This window comes from Pseudomonas cremoricolorata DSM 17059 = NBRC 16634, assembly GCF_000425745.1.
GTDB classification, from domain to species: Bacteria; Pseudomonadota; Gammaproteobacteria; order Pseudomonadales; family Pseudomonadaceae; genus Aquipseudomonas; species Aquipseudomonas cremoricolorata.
In genome coordinates, this window is record NZ_KE384442.1 from 277016 (window position 1) to 292826 (window position 15811).

The 15811-nt window shown below is 54.3% G+C and carries 14 protein-coding genes and 1 pseudogene; 7 read left to right on the forward strand and 8 right to left on the reverse strand.

The window, feature by feature from the left end:
- Positions 1-13: 13 nt before the first annotated feature.
- Together H618_RS22000 and H618_RS0120145 are read right to left on the reverse strand one after the other, a co-directional pair.
- Positions 14-400: a hypothetical protein gene (locus H618_RS22000; RefSeq protein ID WP_081673829.1), complete on the reverse strand. Its 387-nt coding sequence runs from the start codon at positions 398-400 to the stop codon at positions 14-16.
- A gap of 338 nt (positions 401-738) precedes the next feature.
- Positions 739-2187, reverse strand: coding sequence for a DUF2971 domain-containing protein (locus tag H618_RS0120145; RefSeq protein ID WP_081673830.1), 1449 nt, complete (start codon positions 2185-2187; stop codon positions 739-741).
- Positions 2188-2531: 344 nt separating this feature from the next.
- Between H618_RS0120145 and H618_RS0120155 the strand changes: the two genes are divergently transcribed.
- Complete coding sequence (locus H618_RS0120155; protein WP_028696779.1) at positions 2532-2990, forward strand: hypothetical protein; 459 nt, start codon at positions 2532-2534, stop codon at positions 2988-2990.
- An 88-nt stretch (positions 2991-3078) separates the two neighbouring features.
- Here the strand turns inward: H618_RS0120155 and H618_RS0120160 are convergent, their stop codons facing one another.
- The 3 genes and pseudogenes from H618_RS0120160 to H618_RS0120170 form a co-directional block, all read right to left on the reverse strand.
- Positions 3079-4047 (reverse strand): toll/interleukin-1 receptor domain-containing protein, encoded by a 969-nt coding sequence (locus H618_RS0120160; protein ID WP_028696780.1) that lies wholly within the window; start codon positions 4045-4047, stop codon positions 3079-3081.
- A gap of 1381 nt (positions 4048-5428) precedes the next feature.
- The gene (locus tag H618_RS0120165; protein ID WP_028696781.1) at positions 5429-5728 is read right to left on the reverse strand and encodes a hypothetical protein; all 300 of its coding nucleotides are present in this window, start codon (positions 5726-5728) and stop codon (positions 5429-5431) included.
- A 77-nt stretch (positions 5729-5805) separates the two neighbouring features.
- Positions 5806-5937, reverse strand: a pseudogene (locus tag H618_RS0120170) (transposase domain-containing protein); the annotation flags it as partial.
- A gap of 1017 nt (positions 5938-6954) precedes the next feature.
- Here H618_RS0120170 and H618_RS0120175 point away from each other — a divergent pair.
- From H618_RS0120175 to H618_RS0120200, 6 genes are all read left to right on the forward strand, one after another.
- Positions 6955-8136, forward strand: a complete 1182-nt coding sequence (locus H618_RS0120175; protein WP_028696783.1) for an anti-phage 6A-MBL system MBL-fold protein — start codon at positions 6955-6957, stop codon at positions 8134-8136.
- Positions 8133-10358, forward strand: coding sequence for an anti-phage 6A-MBL system cap2_3 protein (locus tag H618_RS0120180; RefSeq protein WP_028696784.1), 2226 nt, complete (start codon positions 8133-8135; stop codon positions 10356-10358). Before H618_RS0120175 ends, H618_RS0120180 begins: the two co-directional genes overlap by 4 nt.
- 129 nt (positions 10359-10487) lie before the next feature.
- A complete protein-coding gene (locus H618_RS0120185; RefSeq protein WP_028696785.1) occupies positions 10488-11237 on the forward strand; it encodes a hypothetical protein in 750 nt (249 codons plus the stop codon).
- Positions 11238-11397: 160 nt separating this feature from the next.
- Positions 11398-11766: a histone-like nucleoid-structuring protein, MvaT/MvaU family gene (locus tag H618_RS0120190; RefSeq protein ID WP_028696786.1), complete on the forward strand. Its 369-nt coding sequence runs from the start codon at positions 11398-11400 to the stop codon at positions 11764-11766.
- A 513-nt stretch (positions 11767-12279) separates the two neighbouring features.
- A complete protein-coding gene (locus H618_RS0120195; protein ID WP_245586799.1) occupies positions 12280-13089 on the forward strand; it encodes an ATPase in 810 nt (269 codons plus the stop codon).
- A gap of 143 nt (positions 13090-13232) precedes the next feature.
- Positions 13233-14264, forward strand: coding sequence for a hypothetical protein (locus tag H618_RS0120200; RefSeq protein WP_028696788.1), 1032 nt, complete (start codon positions 13233-13235; stop codon positions 14262-14264).
- A 175-nt stretch (positions 14265-14439) separates the two neighbouring features.
- On the opposite strand, the gene H618_RS22145 is transcribed toward H618_RS0120200, so the two are convergent.
- From H618_RS22145 to H618_RS22870, 3 genes are all read right to left on the reverse strand, one after another.
- The gene (locus H618_RS22145) at positions 14440-15132 is read right to left on the reverse strand and encodes a hypothetical protein (RefSeq protein WP_050577369.1); all 693 of its coding nucleotides are present in this window, start codon (positions 15130-15132) and stop codon (positions 14440-14442) included.
- 17 nt (positions 15133-15149) lie between these two features.
- A complete protein-coding gene (locus tag H618_RS22865) occupies positions 15150-15299 on the reverse strand; it encodes a hypothetical protein (protein WP_154660697.1) in 150 nt (49 codons plus the stop codon).
- A 91-nt stretch (positions 15300-15390) separates the two neighbouring features.
- Positions 15391-15576: a hypothetical protein gene (locus H618_RS22870; protein WP_154660698.1), complete on the reverse strand. Its 186-nt coding sequence runs from the start codon at positions 15574-15576 to the stop codon at positions 15391-15393.
- Positions 15577-15811: the final 235 nt, after the last annotated feature.

Sequence of the window (15811 nt, forward strand, 5' to 3'; positions counted from 1 at the left end):
ACTTTTTGATTGATTACTCATCCTCAAGCGCCGCACGGTGCTGCTCCACATGTGCGAGATCGCGTTGCCAGGCGTCGAGAAAATCAATCCAATCCTGTAGGTAAAATCCCTCCTCGACCCTGCCTGCGGGGCCGAGCGCAATGACAAAGCGGGATTTCCATGGTTCTGGGATGTCGCCTTCTCGCACGACCCAACAGCCTACGGGATGAGCTTCCCTAGGCAGCTCTGCCAGTTGATCCGGATCGAGATGGCATTCGCTCAGTGGGGCGTCATGATCGAGTCGCTCAAGCTCTTCCAGCCTCTTCAAGACTGCCTGAGCGCCCCGGTCACCAGGCATCAGATCAGCCAGTTGCCAGAGGGCCTTCCTTCTTTCTTGTTCTCGCAACCAGATGTCGTTCATGAGCAAGTCCATGAGGAGTACAAATGTATCCCTAGTGATTGGAGAGGGATGCTGGTCATAGGATACCCATGCTTGAAGCTGTGAATCCAGGCTGCATAATCCATGCGCAGATCAGAGGGGGTTGGGGAGTGTCCCGCGACGCCCTGGCGAGTTTCCAAGGGGGGCGAGATGTGAAGAGGGGGCTACCCGGTTCACAGCGTCCCACTTCGGCCTCTAGTCGTGCCACTTCACTGCGCCGCTCTATTGTGTACCTACTTGCTAAAGAAAAGTGCTTCTCAGCACCCATGATCACCAGCGCAGCGAATAGGCAGTCGATTTTTAAATGCTAAAATTATAAATTATCCGTCGTTGCCTTCAATGCTGTCCCAGTACATCGATACATCCATAAGTCCATGCCCAATAGACTTGGTCTCTGGGTCATAGAAAGCCTGGTAAAAGTTAAATGTTTTCCTTTTTGCGTTTTCGCAATGACCTTTGATTATTCGTATAGCTTTCAATCTGTCCTTTAACGGCGTCTTTATGCCAAATATCAACCCATCTAGGTTTTTGAATCTGTACTTTAACAGCCTATCCTTAACAGCGGACAAATTTATGTGAGACTTGAGTAGGATTCTGTATTCTTGCTCAGCATGCCACTGGTTGATTTTTGTGGTGAGCGCTCTATCGAATGTTTTCCAGTAACGTTCTCTATGATGGTGGTCATCGGACAAAAACCACTTGGCTGAGCTGCTAAACTCCCCATCAAGGCCTTGATACCAAAAGGTACTTTTCTCAGGGTTGATATTGCCAAGTGAAGTAAAGAAGTTGGTCTCAACATGCTCTCGATTATAGTGCACTTTCTCAAGGGGCATTCCCTGGAAGGACTGTGCGATGCCCTTTCGATCAAGGCCGACCGGTTTGTATAACTCTAAGTGCATGTTGTCCTGAGCGCCAGAAACTCTGTACTTCAGGCAGATTCCCGTATGATTTTCCCCATAAGTTCCCCAGATAGATGAGTTGCTGGCGTCGTCCATGAAGCACGCTACATACCAATCAGGGTACATCAGTCGCTCTATGCTTTCGCAGTAGCGCGCAGGAAAGGTGGTAATCAGCTGATTGTACTCTTTGTATCGAGGGTCTCCAATCAGTGAGGAGTTGATACGATACGCTGCAGCTGAAACCGCGATTTTGCAATGAGCTTCAGTCTTCTGGCTTTTTGATAATGGCTTTCCTATATTTTTGAGTATGCCGAGACTAAGCTTGTGCCATTCCTCAACTGTATATGAAGGGTCGGTGGCCGATACAGATGTCAGATCGTGATAATGATTAGTTTCAAATACGATATTCAAAAAGCGCAAGTGAAGCCATTGCAGGTAATTTAGCAGTTCTGGCTTGAAGCACTTTCGTCGTTTCTTTGCTAAAGCCTCTGCAAAGCTGTTAATCATGTAGTCTGATGTGAGCTGCTTATCCATATCATCGAAAGCAATCCTGAACTCTTCTTGAAGATCCTGAGGGCTAACGTGAACATCCAAATCCTCAGGAACTTCCTCTTGATAAAATTCGGCTTCGACCTGCCAGCTCCGAATTGCTAAGGTCAACAGATAGTGGCGGAAAAGGTTCATCCATACAATTTTGTCCCCCGACCAGTACATCTCACGATATCCTTCGAGGGGATCGTTAAGTTGGCTGGGTGGTGAAAAATAAATATGCAGCTTTTCAAGCTCACCAGGTTTAGCTGGATTATCGCCCTCAGCCTCTTGACCCAAAAGTCTTTCGATAGATCGGAATCTGTAAACGAACTTTTCCATGCGCGCTCTCAGAAAGGGCCCCGCAGGGCCCGTTGGCACTCAAACTGACATCATACTGCCGGTACAGCCTGGCCAGCCATCCGAGCTAGCACCAGAGTCATGAAATGCTTCTCGTCCAGAGACAAGATTGCAGCGCGGTCGTGCTCTTCGAGATGCCGGATGTTTTTGGCGGGATCACGTTGGGCTATCACTCTCATCTCATCGGCCTTCGGATCGAAAGCCGCCAGCCGCTCCGGCTCCGGTTAAGATTCACGTGCCAAGTGCAAATGAGCGCTTGGCCATGTGTGCTGTAATTACTCAGACAGCCGGCGTGCTGGGCGTCGTATCAACTAGGAGGGGCAATTATGGAGATGCGCATGGTCGCGTTGGAGCGCCACAACCTACCTGAGCTGGAGATCATCGAGCGCCTGGCAGCGACAGTAGGCCCTGAGGCGTTTGAGGCCGACGTGCGACGCCTATCGGAGCTGCATACTGTCGATCCTGAGTCAGCCATTCAATCAATCAGGCGCCTTACTCACCCCTCCATCATTGGGATGAGCGACACACCCTTTCAAATATTTCAGCGGTTGAGTGACGACCTGGTCATGCGAGCGCCTGCGTTGCTGCAGCGGCCAAGTTATCGGTACCGGCATGGCGATAGCACAGCTGTCCCTTTCGAGCTCTGGTTGTCGATCGTCCGGCATGCCCGATCGCATTTTGACCCTGCGGGGTTGGATGCAGAATTCTTGATCACAAGAATGCGGGAGGGGCTTTCGAGTCAGGAGGCCTTCGATGCTCTTATTGCTTCAAAGCGCCGCAAATGATGCCAGGGATCGATAGAGGGCGGTAAGCCACGCGGACGTTGTCCCGCCACTACTCCATCGCTATGACCCTGAGGTTGGCCAAGAGAGGTCATCTCCCGCGCTGCAATGGCGTGATGACGATGCTCCACAGCGCTTCCGCAGCACCTTCTTGAGACAGCTTCTGGTCGTGACCGGCATAGTGGGACATGCCCAGGGTTTTCAAGTACAGGGCTTGATCATCAGCGTTCACCGAGAGGGACTCGTTGTAGCTGTTGCCAGCAAACGAGTCGCCTTGGCTGTAGTAAATTCCGGCACCCAGCTGACCCCCTGTAAATACCGTCCCCTTGGCAACGTCTTGTCCGTCCTTATAGATCACTGCGGAAAAGCGATTGGCATCGATTCGACGGTACACCCCTTCATAGCCAGGATTGCGGGCTTGAAGCTCATGAAGCGAGTTCTCGAAGTAGCGAGCGATGTACTCGAAGCTGTCGAGCAAGAACTGATCTTTGTCCCGCTGGGTAAAGGTCTTAGCAACTCGTAGGTTACTCGACCGAGGGCCGGCAGGAGTTGACTGGCTTGACGGCTGTGGAATGACTGACGCCACGCGCTCGATTTGCGATGCAGGACTGGGCACAGCCTGGCGGCATCGTTCTGCAGCCTTGCGTACCGCCTGCGCCACCTGCAGGAAAGCTACATCCCGGTCGGGCCAAAGGGTGACCGGTTTACCATCCTCAGGCGTGGCAAGCAGCTTTCCGAAGGGAGCATGGTGCCAATCACACGCGCGCAGAATCACAGGGATGACGATCGCGTCCTTAGCCGCGTGGCGCTCCATGGCACGAGCCATCTCGATGTTGTAGCAATAATCTGAGGCGATGAAGTCCGGGCTCACTAGAAGAAGGATGATTTCGTCACTGTTGATGTGGTTGTCGATGGCCGCATCAATTTCCTGACCTGCACCAATCCGGCGGTCATGCCACGTGTCGATCACGCCCTGACGTTTGAGCATCGAGAGCTGCTTTTCCAGCTGATCACGAAGCGCTTCATCGGCATGGCAGTATGAGAAAAATACGCTCGGCAAGATCGGCACTCCCTGGATTTGTGATGGCTTTAGATCTTAGGGGCTGTCCTATGACGAAGTACAGGCCCTAGCCTCACTGGCGCGTGGGATTAGCAGCACGCCAATGAGCCAGTAGCTCCCCATTCCACTCTGGCCTGCGTAGATAGCGTGCCGTGGCCCCGAGCGAGCGCACTCGGGAGTCAGCTGTGGAGAGCTTTGGTAGAACCCCGCAAACCCCGGCCACCGTCATCCAATTCTGGTCAGTCGGAGTGAAAAGTGTGATGGAGTCGACACTTCCGATCAGCAAGTGGGATTTTTATTCACCCCCCCCCCCCTCTTGAAAATTTTTTGAGGCGAAATTTTTATACGGTGTTGGCCTCGCCGCCTGAGGCTGGATCACGGCGAGGGGTTGAAAGCTGATCTTCGGTTTTGATCTTTCGGTTTTTGAGCCCTTCCAGGCCTTGCCGTGAGGCAAAGGGAGGGGCTGGCAGGGGGATCGTCGTTTCGGCCAAAGGCCGCTGCTTCAGCTTTGGGTACAAAACACAGCGCTGTCGCCAAAATTTTTTGGCCAGGGTTATTCCGCCTTGCATCTTTCCCATGTCAGACAACAACGAGAATGAGTGCCACTGAATGACCTCACCACCATCCGCGCTCTAGCTTTCCAGCGGCCAGTTGATCGTCTGCAGCCACCTTACAGGCAGCCTTCATGAAAAGGCTGCGCGCAACCTAGTGCTCACTGAGCAAAACCAGAGGTTTCGATCGGTGTGTTTTTGGCTCTCGCCATGGCTCTGATTATGATTGGGCGTCAGCTGTCATTAGCGCTTCCACTAATGTGGTCAACGCGTCCATCAAACGTGCATCTTCGCGAGGATCTCCGCTTGCTGGCACATGAGTCTGGCAGTGGCGCAGTAGCGCTTCTGCGTCATTCACATTCAGATCAAATTCGATATGCATTTGCGTCCTTTCTGTGCAGTCAAGGGTGGCCGCCAGGGGGACGATCGCGGCGCGATGTGATAGGTGAGGGTAGGCGTTGCAGGATGAAGTAGAAAGCGGCTGTGGGAACAGGCGTGGCGGGTCTTCGGGGACTCCCTGGGCGTGGTGCTGAGCGAGACCTTAGCTGGGTATAAGCGCAGCGCCGGGTTTGATGAGATGCAGCGCTTGTACCCAAGTACGATTGGTGCCGAGGCTTTTCAGGTTCTTCGGCAAGCGTTAACGCGTCAGTGGCCTACAAGCAACATTGGCGGATCACAATCGTTTATCGAACTGCGCTCCCGTCTCAGAGAGCATCTAAACCAGTCACTGCTTCGCCGACTCGTCCATGAGAACCGCGCGACACCTGCGCTCCGCGATGCCCTGTTCGCTAGGGACTTGGGCGTGTGGCGGGGTGGCGATCATGGGGCTGTTAGTCATCGCCCCAAGGATCGAATGTGTCCTCATACCTTGCCCGTAAGGCGCGATTGCGCTCAATCCTGCTGATCCACGGATCGTAATCCTCGGGCAACGCTGCAAGCCTAGCGCTTATGATCATCTGCACCGCTGCGTCACGCAGCAACCTGCTGGTCAGCTCGCGGCATTCCCCACGCGTAACCGCACCATAGTTGGCGTGGTTGTCTTTGACATAGAGGTCGGTCATTCCCACACGCATATGGCCATATTTATCAACGTCATCGGGGTAGACGTCCTCCAGGCTGAGGTGTCCCATACTGAACTCCTGATTGAAGATGAGCTCGCTGAAGAGCCGTATCTGCGTAAGCGTCCGGTGAACTCACCTTGCGTAAGTCAGGCCGGCACCCACTGATGCGGCAGCAGTTGCCCGATTTCACTGGCTCGCTGCGTCGGCAGCCGCGTCAGCACATCTTTGAGATAGGCATACGGATCATGCCCATTCATGCGTGCCGATTGTGTCAGAGCAGGCGCGAAACGACGACAAACAGACCGGCCTAATGGCCGGCGGTTACAGCATGCTGATCACACCGCCCGAACCGACCCGCTGCTACGGCAGGCTAGGCGCCTGGAGTTGTTCGCTGTCGAGTTCGATTTCGAAGCCATGGCGAATGCCGGGCCAGTGAAGCTTGCTTTGATTCAGGCGCCGCGCGGCAAGCCAGACTTGAGCCCAGCGAGGATCTCTTCGATGAGCAACTACTGCAAGTGCGTCTGCACTTGGTTTATTGAATTGTCTGCTAGTTAGGTGCGGCAGCGCCGATAACTTCAGGCTCAGTTCATAAGCGAGAAGGCTCGATTAGATAGATTCGGCAAGTAGGTTGTGCAACTTTATGTCGCTAATTTGACGCTGATCTACTGTCGGTTTTCAGGCGCTCCTTTCGTTGCGTCATAACTCGTCGCACCGAGAAAATCTCAGACAGATCTGAGTTTGTAACAATTTATTACGCCCTCTTTTCTGTTAAGCCCTTGAAACATCAGGGCTGTGCATCCGTACAGTTGAAAAATGGGATCCAACCGTACATGGGTGCGCAAGCTACTCGTGCGACAGGCACTTGCGGTCGGGCGTTGTTTTGAATATGTTGTAGCTGTACTTTGTGGAAGGCACTAGATGTAGTGTTTTCGGGGCGGCCTCGAAACGGATTTCTTGGGGTTGTGCTAGGTGATATACGGTTGGGCCATGGCTCATCCTAGTCACCGTGGCCAGCGAAGATCGGGTGGTGATGTGCGGTTGAAGTGGCGTCCTAAGCTCGCCGGTTAGGTTGTCCAGGCAGCAGGAAACGAGCATATCAACATCCCCCCCGATTCTCTTGAAATCTGACCTCAGCACGTGTTGCGTAAATATTACTCACCAAAGCGATGAATCATTTGCGTCCCGTTTTATAAACGGCGCGATGGTGCATAAAACATAAACGTTTTTCAGTGAATGGAAGATGACGCTCAGCTATGGCCTGAGGGTTATTTTGCAGATAGCGCATGGAGGTAAGAGTGCCCGCTAAATTTACTTTTTTCCAAGTCGGTAACGGGGATATGACGCTCGTACGCTTGGCAGACTTCAATGTCACAAGCATCTTGATCGATTGCCACATCCGGGGAAAAGCCGACGACCCGAACGATGACACACCCGATGTGGGGCGAGCACTGCGCGAGCGGCTGTTGCGGGATGACAAGGATCGTCCGTACGTTGATGCCTTCATGCTGAGCCATCCGGACAAGGATCACTGCGGCGGGCTGAGCAAGCATTTCTGGCTGGGCCCCCCCGATCAGTATCCGGATGATAAAAAGGATCGCTGGGAAAAGCGCATCATCATTCGCGAGCTCTGGTCTTCGCCTCTGGTCTTTCGGCGTCGGTCGCCAAATCACACGCTGTGTGATGACGCGAGCGCTTTCAACAAAGAGGCGCGTCGGCGCGTCCAGTATTGGCGTGACCACCGCTGGGCAGCTAGCGGTAACCGCATCAAGATCATGGGTGAAGACGTTGATGGCAAGACTGACGATCTGCGCGCGATCCTGGTGAAGTCTGGCGAATGGTTCAGCGACATCAATGGCTCTTCTTCGTCAGTGTTCAGGGCCCAGCTCCTGGCTCCTGCACCTCATGAAGATGATGCTGCGCTGGAGGAAGAGCTGACCAAGAACGAGTCGAGCATCGTCATGAACATGCACATCTCACCGTCTCAATTCAGCTCCAAGCGCACCCGGTTCTTCGTAGGTGGTGATGCTGAAGTTCTCATCTGGGAGCGGATGTGGAAACGCTTTGAGGATGACCCAGAAACGCTCGCTTACGACTTGCTCCTCGCGCCACACCACTGCTCGTGGCACACCCTGTCCTGGGACAGCTGGTCGGGCAAAGGCGAAGACGCCAGGGTTTCCGAGGCAGCGCGCAATGCTCTGGGCCAGGCAAAACAGGGCGCGACGATTGTCTCCAGCAGCAAAAAGATCGTTGACGACTTCAACGATCCACCTTGCATCCGCGCCAAGCGTGAATACAGGTCGATTCTGCGCCCAGTGGATGGGTGGTTCGCCTGCACGGAAGAGAACGGTTCCAAAGGCGTGCTCGAATTGGAGTCGGCCTCTGACGGTACAGTGATCAAGGCTGCGGTAGCGGTTGCCGCAGCTGCGACCTCGGCTGCGGCTGCTGCGGCTCCTCGCGCAGGCGCTCCTAGAAAATGACCGGTTTCTATGCGGTCGGTGACCCAATGGGCGATCAGCCCGAGCCTATTCATGCCTGCACCCGAGCGTTGGTGAAAGCATGCAAGGGGGCCTCGGGCGTCGAGTTCCTGGAGCTTCGGCAGGAAGCTGAGGCAGGCGGGGTAACCGAGTACGTCGTCATCGAGGCGGGCGACGGCACGATTGCCAAGTGTAACCCTGGGGGAATCCACCGTGTAGAGACGTTAGCCATTGCTGTAAATCCACGGCTTCGTGTTCCAGTGACTGTGCATGCGCTTCGCACAGATTTTCCTGCGCTGTCACATCTTCATGGCTCGGCGCCGGGTACGCCGAAGATCCTGTGCCTCTACGATGTGGAGTGGAGTGGCGTTGAGCGCATCTGGACTGCTGAACGGTTTCTTGAGCGTCTGTTCTGGTGGCTGCGTGAGTCATCGGAGCTACGCCTGCACCGTGAAGATCAACCGCTGGAGCAAATGTTCTACGCGAGCCCGTTCCAGCTCATCCTGCCAGCGCTAACTCCGGCGCAGCTGGCGAGTGACGATTGCAAACTGCACGTCCTGATGACAGACAGAAGCGACAAAATAACGCTGCGTGCGGTCATGGATTCCAGTGGAACGACCCAAAGCAATTACCGCTTACTCAATATCATGGTGCCGCCCGTTGAGCCGACGTCGGTGGCCATGTTCCCGTTTAACCTTGGGGAGTTGCATGACCAGTTGGTGGAGTGGGGCAGCGAGCTGTCTACGCAACTTTCAAATGCTGTGCGTGAAGCAGCTTCTGGCGGGCTAAGTCGGGCGGCTCAGAACGACAACCAGGGCATCTTGATCCTGGCTTGGGTACCCAGACTTCGCAATGGCGAAGCGGATCGGATGGATGTCAAAGGCTACATGCTGGAGATCAATCTCTTTGATCTGGCAGCCTCTTTCGAGATGCTGGCCCCGCCGAACGCGGACGGTGTTTGTTATCCCGCCGTGCAGTTGGGAGGTTACACAGGGGAGACATGGAAGGGGCTTGGCCTCAGGCCTGTGGAGGTGCGATCTTCGCTGAGCGCGGCGTTTGCCCGAGACCTCTCTGCTGTCGATCCCGATACTGCAACTTTCAAGGGTGTGTTGGCTGGGGTAGGTGCGCTAGGAGGCATGCTTGCCGACATCTGGGCTCGCTTGGCCTGGGGCACATGGACGTATGTAGACCCGGATCTGCTCCTCCCTCACAACTTGGTCAGGCATGTCGCAAACGACAGATTTGTCGGTTTACGCAAAGCGGATGTGCTTCGGAGGATGGTAGGGCAGATCTATCCGGGCGAACCGGTACCTGCTGCGATCTGCGACGGCATTCTCGCTGACGATCCCCGCATCAATGAGGCCATAGAGGACGCTGAGCTTTTGATCGATGCCACCACGACGCTGGCTGTGCCTCGTGATCTGGCGCGACGGGATCATTCAACACGGATGGCCAGTGTTTTCCTTACTCCATCAGGAATGTCGAATGTCATTCTGCTCGAAGACTCGGCGCGGTTGCAGCGTTTGGATGCCCTTGAAGGGCAGTATTACCGCGCAATCTTGAACAACCCTTGGGGTGAAACCCATCTCGTCAACCACCTTGGCGATCGGTGGGTAGGTGGCGGATGCCGGGATATTTCGTTCCGGATGTCGAATGAAAACATCCATGTCCACGCGGGACTAATTTCCCGGAGGCTGCGCAAGGTCGTAACTGGTGCCGAAGCCAAGATCATGATATCGGCGCTGGATGATGAGTCGGGCAGTGTGGGATCACATGAGGCCCTGGTACATCCCGTCACCTGCGCAACGATTGGAGATTGGTCGGTAACGTATGACAGTGGCCTTATTGACAAGATCAAGGCACAGCGGCTTGCGGCGCTTCCCAACGAAACCGGTGGATCCATTCTCGGTATCACTGACTTGAAGACGAAGACCATCGTCCTGGTCGATACCCTGCCACCTCCACCCGACAGCGAGTCGAGCCCAACCCATTTCATCCGGGGCAAGGAAGGTCAGTTAGAGGCACTGAGGAAGGTGCACGATCTGACTGCTGGCACCGTTGACTATGTCGGGGACTGGCATTCCCATCCGAACGGTTGTTCCGTCAAGCAGAGCGCAGACGACCTTGTCTTGTTTGCCACGCTGGTCAGCCGGATGCAGATAGAGGGTTTACCGGCACTGATGCTGATCGTTTCCGATGCTGATCTCGGCATTTATGTGAGGTGAGCCTTGGGGTAACGGGTTTCACCTTTGGTTAGTTGTTGGCGAGCGGCGAAATTGCGCGATACGCCTAGATGATCGACGTGTGTTTGTTCGATTGATGCCCAAATACCATGCACTGCGTGAGGGGTTGGTATGGATTTCAGCAAGGTTTTTGATGCGTATAAGTACAAGGCCAGGGTAAAGCCTGCTTTGCTGTTGGTGTTGCCGGTAGTCATTTACGTCATGGCTTTCTTCGAAGCTGCGCGATCCTTGAACGGGGTGATCGCAACCTTCCTTGTATCGTTCGGTGTGGTCGCCTTTGCCGCGAGCCAAATGTCCAGCAAAGGCAATAAGCTCCAGGAGAAGCTGTTCAAGGCGTGGGGTGGTGCCCCGACCACCATCGTGCTGAGGCACTCCGACGACACGTTGGAGCGGCCCACGAAAAAACGCTACATGCAGCGCCTGGCGGATCTCATAAAGGATTTCACCGTCGTCACGGAAGAGGAAGAAAAAACTGACCCGAAGGCCGCAGATGATGTGTATCGGTCTGCGGCGAACTTCCTGCGTGAACAGACGAGAGACACGAAAAAGTACGCCATGATCTTTGACGAAAACGTGGAGTATGGATTCGCCCGGAATCTCACGGCTTGCAAGTCGACAGGCATCCTAGTGGCCCTAACCTGCGTCGCGCTCTGCCTGGTGACTCTGTATCACACGATAGGTTTGCCCCTGCAAGAATTGAGCTTCGAGGCGTTAGCGAAACATCCAGTCCTGCTCGCAGCCACAGGAGTCGAACTGGTCATCTTGCTTTGCTGGGTTTTCCTGGTGAACCACGATTGGGTTCGAGTTAGAGGCTTTGCTTACGCACAGCGTCTGTTCGCTAGCTGCGAACAAGTCAGCTAGAGGATGCCGACCTGCAGTCTCCACAGCCAACGTCCAGCCAGGGAGCAGGGCGAGAGCTAGTCGACGGCCAAACACTCAAGGCGTCTTTCGCAAGGTTGGGTTGGCTGCGCCTCTATGATTTAAGATGGATGCCACCGTCTGGTTTTTTGAGGAGTCATCGATGTCCCGTTTAGCTGAGTTTCGCGCTCTTGAACAAAAATTGGCTGCCCAATTGGCTGAATTGGAAACCTTGAAGGGCTCATCGGAGCTGCAGAAAGAAATCGAGTTCGAGAAAAAGCTCCGTGACTTGTTGAGCCACTATGGATTCAGCCTGCGCGACATCATCAACATTCTTGATCCCCAGTCCGGGCAGCGTGCGGCCACGCCTGGTGTCCACGAAAGGAACCAACGTCGAGCCCGTCAGTTGAAGCAGTACAAAAACCCGCACGACGGCACCATCGTTGAAACCAAGGGAGGCAATCACAAGCTTCTTAAGGCGTGGAAGGTCAAATACGGCGCTGAACAAGTTGAATCGTGGTTGGTCAAGTAAACCAGCGGCTTCCTGGTCTAGAGGAGCAGCGAAGCTCGACGCTCAAGCTTTGTTCAGACCTAGACCAGGGAGCGGTACAAGCGCTGGACGTCAAGCGCCTGATTGATCGGTTGATGACGTATCAAAATTGCATCAGCCTTTGAAGCATGGTGTAAGGCACAGCAACGCGATCCATCGACGGAGTAATCTTGTGAAGATCATTGCTCCTTTCCCCACAAGATAGAGCTGTCCTAGCCTGTCTATCTTGGGCCTTTTGCCGGTTTACAGGCCGGTTCAATCCCGATTATAAACGTACCTCCTGTGAGGCCTGGCACTAAGGCGAAATTACCTTGGGCGAGTTAGGGCTTCGCCATCAAGATAGGACGTCAGGGAATGCCCGCAAAGATTCAAGTCTCGGAAGCTTACTGCGTAGAGCTTGGGGAAGTCGTTTCCATTACAGATGCACGCAGGGCCTACTTCTCGCAGCCTGAGCCCAGAGCTCGCTTTACGTTTCAGTGTTCCTACGCGGATTGCATGGCGTTGACCAAGCGGCCCACGATCACGGCAGTGAACTATGCAAGCTTGCCACAGGATACCTATCGGGCAGCGCATTTTCGCGACCCCGGTGTGGGTCATGCGCCTGGTTGCCACTGGCAGGATGAGGAACCCGCCGTAAGCGATCAAGAACAGAGTGGAGAGGCTGCCTATAAGGATCGAGAGGCCAAACGTAAGCTCCATGATTTCATTGATGAGTTCGATCCCACCGCCGTCAAACCGAAGGATGGAGATGGGGTGTCAGGGAGTGCTGGATCAAAGTCAGCCCATGGTCGTGGCCAAGGCAGCAGTGGTGTTGCGAAAGGCAGTTCCTTCTCAACCAGAAACCGCACTAGCAGTTTCGAGCGACTCGTCGAGTACTATCGCAATGCGCACAAGGATCTTCCGAGCACCGAGTTCTTTGGCCTGCAGCTGAAGGTTACCGGTGAAGGGGAGATGCAGCTTATCTCCTACTTTCCAAGCATATCGAAAGCGGCACCCGACTCACCTAATAGGGTTATCCATGGCGGGGCTCGGCTGGAACCCCGCAAGGGTAGTGGGTTCATGTTTTGGTTCATCGATCGTGTCGATGGGAAGGGCGTTTACCTGAAGGTCACCAAGCAGGAAATGGATGCTTACCGGTTCCGAGGCTTCTTTAACGACATCCTCGCCGAAGATGACGCTGACTATTTCCGCGTGTTCGGTCTGGGTCGCCTGGTGCTTTCTGAGACCAAGAAAAGCTACAGGCTTGAGATCGAAGACCTCAACCGTCTGACGATTTTTGCGGTCAAGAAAAAGCAGCTTGCGTAATTTTTGACGGGCGGGATCGCTGGTAGTCGGCTGATAACCTAAGCGTTGTGTTTGGCGGGTAGCGTGATGTCTGTGGGTTGTGGCATACAGGCAGTCGGCGCTTACCGTTGGGCTCTGTCACTCATGAATACGCCAGGGACGAAATGGAAGATATTGAACGTCGGATAGCTGAGAAGCACTTCAAGACAGGCGAGGGGTTTCTGCAGATGTATGCTGAAGACCCAGATGGTGAGATGTATGACCTGCTTCTGCGCCAGGGCAGAAAAATGTGCGCTTCACTGCCAGGCGATAAAGTGCGTCTCTACTTTGTCGATGGGGTGAGGTGCCAAGCCGGTGCGGATTCAGAGCTCAAGGTAGTGATGGTATGGAAGGGTATGCTTGATTTGATATTCAAGCTGGCGTCCTTAGTGACCGTTCATGCCAGGCCCATACCTTCAACCTACCAGGCTGCGCCTTTGCCCTGGCGTAACAACGTCAAGGTCTGGCTTAAAGATGGCGTCTTCGACTGGGAGAGCCCGGACTATTGGTGGTTACACGATCCTGAATACCGGGCAACCTTCGAAACATTTACGTTCGCTATCTTCTGTTTCATCGTTCTGCATGAAATCGGTCATTTTCATAACCTCCACGCGGTTCGCCGGATGGAGCGAGGCGCACCACTGGAAGCTGAGTCGGCAGCCGATCGAGACCGGCTGGAGCGGCACGCGAGAGAGGTCATCGCCGATACCTACGCGATGCAGTTCCTGATGGATGAGCTGAAGCAGAGGCTCTTTGCCGACGAAGCGCACTACCATCCTCAGAGACACATTGGGATTACCCACGCGTGCTTCACTTTCGCGCTCATTTCGATATCAGCAACATTCTGGGGCTTCAGCGTAGCCATCCCCATGGGTGAATCGCACCAGGAGAACTTCTATCCTGGCCATGCCTTCAGGCTTCGTGCGATTCAGAGCACAGCGCTGGAGCATGGAATAAATGGGCTCGAACCCAGCCAGGCTTACTTCGTCGTTTCAGAGGCGATGAAGCAGTGTTTTGAGATTATGTCGGTTATCTCTGATGGTGATTTCGTAACGTGGGATCAAGCCCTTCAAAACCCTATCCATGGCGCTCATTATGAAAAGGTGTGCGAAGAGGTCAGAAACTGGTCGAACCCGTTTTACGGCAGCAAAGATTGACTTGCCGCCCTCGACCGTGAACGCCCCGGGGCCGGAGACGTAGCAGGCATTCCCAGATGCCTTGAGCACCTTCGAATTCAACTTCGTTGACGCCTGGTGATGTTGCGACCCACCACAGGTTGCTAAACCTAGCTAGTGAGGCGCGGCGGGTGCGTAATGGCGCCGAGCGACTGCTTCAGCCTTGGGGCGATTGTGTCAGCGATGGAGTAGTAGAAAGATTTGCAGGCTGCTGGTTTGCCTGGTTAGACGCTTGCTTGGCCATGCCCTCCAGGCCTCCCTGCTGCTGGTACATGTTGTACAGCGAGAAGCAGCCGAAAATCAGCAGTGCGACGATGACAGAGGCTAGGCCACTGAGCATGTGATTGCCAAAAGCAGGCCAGAATTTCCATTTCAACCCGTCAACCTTGCTGGTGACAATTGTTTCCAGCGTGGAGGCTTTCGTATGAAGGGCATCATCCAAATCTTGGATCTTGCTGATCACCTCGCCCTCCATGATTGAGCTACGCATCTCAGCTTCCAACTGATCAAGCGAGACGTCGATGAAGCTTTTAGCCATCTGCTCGGCCTGGTAACGGTACATCCCCAGCTGCTGTGGCGTGCACGCGACCTTCTTAAAAGCCTCATGATCGTCATCTGGGTGCGCTTCGATCCACTCAATCTTGTGGCGTTTGTAGAGTGAGTAGGCGAGCAATCCCAGGAAGTCGTCCGGTGACTCGACGAGCTTGCGGAAGACGTCGAAAGGGATCTCTGAACGCAAGGACGCCGACTCGGGTTCAGGCGCCTGGTGAGGCGTGTGACCGTAATCGGCGTCTTGGGTGATTGACCGTTGAGGGGCGTCGCCTAGGGCGCTGGTTTGATGGTGGCTCAAGAGGCGACGATCCGTGGTCAGCGTGACAGGCGATTGAACGCCTTTTTCATCATGTTGTTGATCGTGTCAGATGACAGCTTCGAGGAACGAGCAGCAACGGCCTTCTTTGCAGACGCGGAAAGCATTTTGTTGCTTTCTTTGATCAGCGCAATCGAGACGTTCGACATTATACCTCCTTGTTCAGCGTTGAAACTCCATCCGAAACGAACGGAGCTGTAGCGATTCTTTGATCATTTTTGATCAACGGGCGAATCAGTGTCAAGGAACACCTGGATATTCACGTTGTAGGAAAAGGCCGTCGTTTGCCCGGAAACTATAGTCGATCAGGTGCGAGTCAGCTTCGCAACGTGACGGAATTTTGAAACCGAACCTCGAAGCCAAAAATTCCTTTTCGTCGATGGCAGAATCCAGCAGCGGCGCTGCCCGCAGGAACTCTGGTGCCATGGCTGGCCCGGAGCTTTTATGGGCTCACATTGCGCCCACCGCCAGTGACCCACCTTGATTGCCGTCGTCATGGGATTGACTCGTGGACTGAGCGGCGTAAATGGCGGCCTATTCCCAACCACCATCGGTAGCGCTTCTGCTCGATCTTTTGTCTCGATCACCACAGAATGATGCACCGTCACCGGCGCTCGGTTCTGCCTGAGCACAAAAACCTTCTGCCAGAGTGAAGTGGAAA

Excerpts from the sequence above, each read along its gene's own strand:
- H618_RS22000 (WP_081673829.1), bottom strand. The coding sequence starts at position 400 with ATGAACGACATCTGGTTGCGAGAACAAGAAAGAAGGAAGGCCCTCTGG.
- H618_RS0120145 (WP_081673830.1), bottom strand. The coding sequence starts at position 2,187 with ATGGAAAAGTTCGTTTACAGATTCCGATCTATCGAAAGACTTTTGGGT.
- H618_RS0120155 (WP_028696779.1), top strand. The coding sequence starts at position 2,532 with ATGGAGATGCGCATGGTCGCGTTGGAGCGCCACAACCTACCTGAGCTG.
- H618_RS0120165 (WP_028696781.1), bottom strand. The coding sequence starts at position 5,728 with ATGGGACACCTCAGCCTGGAGGACGTCTACCCCGATGACGTTGATAAA.
- H618_RS0120180 (WP_028696784.1), top strand. The coding sequence starts at position 8,133 with ATGACCGGTTTCTATGCGGTCGGTGACCCAATGGGCGATCAGCCCGAG.
- H618_RS0120185 (WP_028696785.1), top strand. The coding sequence starts at position 10,488 with ATGGATTTCAGCAAGGTTTTTGATGCGTATAAGTACAAGGCCAGGGTA.
- H618_RS0120190 (WP_028696786.1), top strand. The coding sequence starts at position 11,398 with ATGTCCCGTTTAGCTGAGTTTCGCGCTCTTGAACAAAAATTGGCTGCC.
- H618_RS0120195 (WP_245586799.1), top strand. The coding sequence starts at position 12,280 with ATGGCGTTGACCAAGCGGCCCACGATCACGGCAGTGAACTATGCAAGC.
- H618_RS0120200 (WP_028696788.1), top strand. The coding sequence starts at position 13,233 with ATGGAAGATATTGAACGTCGGATAGCTGAGAAGCACTTCAAGACAGGC.
- H618_RS22865 (WP_154660697.1), bottom strand. The coding sequence starts at position 15,299 with ATGTCGAACGTCTCGATTGCGCTGATCAAAGAAAGCAACAAAATGCTT.
- H618_RS22870 (WP_154660698.1), bottom strand. The coding sequence starts at position 15,576 with ATGGCACCAGAGTTCCTGCGGGCAGCGCCGCTGCTGGATTCTGCCATC.